The sequence below is a fragment of the Ideonella sp. P3_A4 genome (assembly GCF_056403075.1).
Map to the genome: position 1 here is coordinate 1 of NZ_JBFUGE010001175.1, position 1019 is coordinate 1019.

A 1019-nucleotide genomic window follows, 5' to 3' on the forward strand; every position below is an offset into this window, starting at 1 on the left:
AGCCTGTGCCGGACAAGTCTGTGCCGCAAAGCTGGGAGCAGCGGCTGTCGCGCTGGTTGTTCACCGACGACCCGCGGCAGAGCCTCCGGCTAGGCCAGACCGCGCTGGCCAACGCGATCATGGCCGGTTGCGTGATGCTGCTGCACACGGGCGCTGATGTGAACAGCCCCGAGCACCGGTGGGTCTGGCCGTGGACCATCGCTGCACTCGGTGGGATGGTCGCGGTGTTCGCCGTGATTCGCAGCGGGATCAACCAGCAGTGGCGCGATCCGTCGCTGGCGATGTTCCAGATGTTGTACGCAGTGGCAATTGCTGCCGGAGGCTACGTGCTCGCTGGCCCGGTGCGCAGCGCCGCATTGCCGATTCTTGCCGTCATCCTGATGTTTGGCATGTTCGGCCTGTCGGTGCGCCAGGTCGTTACCGTAGCGGTCTACACGGCCGGGATGTTCGGCGCGGCGTCTTTCTACTGGATCCGGCGCGATGCCGGCGACCCCGTCGTACTGACTTTCGAGAAAGTCAACTTCGGCATGCTGCTGCTGATGTTGATGGGCGTGGGCATCCTGACCTCACGGCTGGCCGGCATGCGCGAGCGCAGCAAGCGTCAGAGGGCCGCGCTCGAAGCGGCACTCGAGCAGAACCGGATGCTCGCTACACAGGACGCCTTGACCGGCTGCCTGAACCGCCGCGCGATGACCGAGCGCCTGGGCCAGGCGATGGCGCTGGCGGCGCGCTTCGGCACGCCATGCAGCGTGATCATGATCGACCTCGACCACTTCAAGCACGTCAACGATGCCTATGGCCACGCTGCGGGTGACGAAGTGCTGCGCACCGTGGCGGATCTGGCTCGCGAGCAACTGCGCGATGTCGATGCGCTCGGCCGGTGGGGCGGCGAAGAATTCCTGGTTCTGCTGCCGGCCACCTCGGCGCCAGACGCAATCGTTTGCGCCGAGCGCTTGCAAAAGAAGCTGGCCGACGGACCGATTGTAGGCAGGCGCAACAGCTGGTCACTTGTTTTGATG

The 1019-nt window shown here is 65.4% G+C and carries 1 protein-coding gene; it reads left to right on the forward strand.

Features of this window, described 5'->3' with window-relative positions:
- Window positions 1–20: 20 nt before the first annotated feature.
- Window positions 21–1019, forward strand: a 999-nt coding sequence (locus AC1DYI_RS36750) for a GGDEF domain-containing protein (protein WP_477209009.1), incomplete at its 3' end; no start/stop codon positions are given.